The organism is Streptomyces glaucescens, from assembly GCF_002154375.1.
GTDB classification, from domain to species: Bacteria; Actinomycetota; Actinomycetes; order Streptomycetales; family Streptomycetaceae; genus Streptomyces; species Streptomyces glaucescens.
In genome coordinates, this window is record NZ_MUND01000832.1 from 1 (window position 1) to 1,812 (window position 1,812).

General features: G+C 71.3%; 1 protein-coding gene and 1 pseudogene. Both read left to right on the forward strand.

Annotation, left to right across the window (positions count from 1 at the left end):
- The first annotated feature begins 84 nt into the window (after nucleotides 1–84).
- Complete coding sequence (locus CCN42_RS37940) at nucleotides 85–1,278, forward strand: LCP family protein (protein ID WP_086741791.1); 1,194 nt, start codon at nucleotides 85–87, stop codon at nucleotides 1,276–1,278.
- A 237-nt stretch (nucleotides 1,279–1,515) separates the two neighbouring features.
- Nucleotides 1,516–1,812 (forward strand): annotated as a pseudogene (locus CCN42_RS45280) (LCP family protein); the annotation flags it as partial.

Below are 1,812 nucleotides of genomic sequence, written 5' to 3' on the forward strand. Positions count from 1 at the left end.
CCCCCCGCCCCCACCCCGTCCGGGTCATGGTCGTAGGAGCAGCAGGACGTCACGCTCGTACTCCCACGAGGGGTGGACTCAGTCGTGAGCGACACCGCAGGCACGCCGCCGTCCGGGCGCACGGGACGGGCCCTCGGGCCGGGGCTCGGGGTGTCGGCCTCCGGCGTCGGGCTGATACGCCGGCGCAGGAGGGGCTGGACACGTGTCGGCACGCTCGGCGTGACCGCCGTCGTGGCGGCGGCCGTCGGGACCGCCTCGGCCATCTACGCCAAGCTCGACGGGAACATCACGCCCGACGAGGCCGCGGCCGCGGAACTCGCCCGGTACGAGAAGGAACGCCCCACCTCCCTGGTGCGGGACGCGCGCAACATCCTGGTGATCGGCTCGGACTCGCGTTCCGGGGCCGGCAACGGCCGTTACGGGCGGGATCCGGGGACCGAGCGTTCGGACACCACGATCCTGCTGCACCTCGCGGCCGGCCGCCGCAGCGCGACCGCCGTCTCCATACCCCGCGACCTCATGGTGGACGTGCCCGCCTGTCTGCGCCGGGACGGTTCGCGCGCCGAACCGACGTTCGCGATGTTCAACCACGCCTTCGAGAGCGGCGGTACGGCGTGCACGGTGCGAACCCTGGAGCAGCTGAGCGGTATTCGCGTCGATCACCACATGGTCGTCGACTTCACCGGCTTCAAGGAGATGGTCGATGCCGTCGACGGCGTACAGATCTGCTTGAAGCAGGCCATTCACGACAAGGCCGCCAGGCTTCACCTTCCCGCCGGTACCGTGACGCTCAACGGCGAGCAGGCACTCGGCTACGTCCGCGCCCGCAAGTCCCTCGGCGACGGCAGCGACACCGACCGCATGGACCGCCAGCAGCGCTTTCTCGCGGCCCTGGTCAACAAGGTGCGCGGCAACGACGTGCTGCTGAACCCGGCGAAGCTCTACCCCGTGCTCGACGCGGCGACGTCCGCGCTCACCACCGACCCGGGACTGGCCAGTCTGCGCGGTTTGTACCAACTTGTCCGTGGGTTGCGCGACATCCCCACCGAACGTGTGCAGTTCCTGACGGTTCCGCGAGAGTCGTACGTCTACAACGCCAATCGCGACCAGCTCGTGGAGCCCGAGGCGGAGCGGCTGTTCGAGCGGCTGCGCACCGACCGCCCCGTGGAGGTGACCCCGCATTCCGGCCCTCGCGACGATTCCGAGGAGCCGGCCGCCCGCGACTCCCCCACCCCCACCTTCCGCGGGAACACCGCCGCCGACGACCACTGCCGGTAAAGGACACACCAAGTCGGCACACTCCCGCTCCGGGAAATGCGCCGGATTGCCCAGTTGTAGGGACGTGGAATTTGTCACCGCCGTCGCTTGGCGCTGAACTGGGCGGATAGTGTGAGCGATCCGGTGCACCCGGCTCCCGGCCACAGTCCGTCCAGGGGTCGCGCACTGCATGTACGAGACCCGAGCGCCTCGGAGGGGGAAGGCGCCGCGTGGCCCCGACGGAGGATTCAGGCAACCGTGGACGCGCAAGGCCGTGGGCGGGCGGAGAACATCGATCCCGCAGACCAGTGGGTACTCAATCCGAGCACCGGCGAATACGAACTGCGACTGACCCCTTCCGCACCGCAGTCGGCGGTCCCGGGCCCGCGCCGAGCCGCGTCCCGAGGCAGGGGCGCGGCCCCCGGCCGGCCGAGCCGCACCGCCGCCCCGGCCCCCGAAGGCCGGAAAGAGGCACGGGGCGCTCGGGAAGAGGCGCGGGGCGGCCGGGGGGAAGCACGGGGCAGCCGGGAAGGCCAGGAGGCGCGCCCAGGCCGT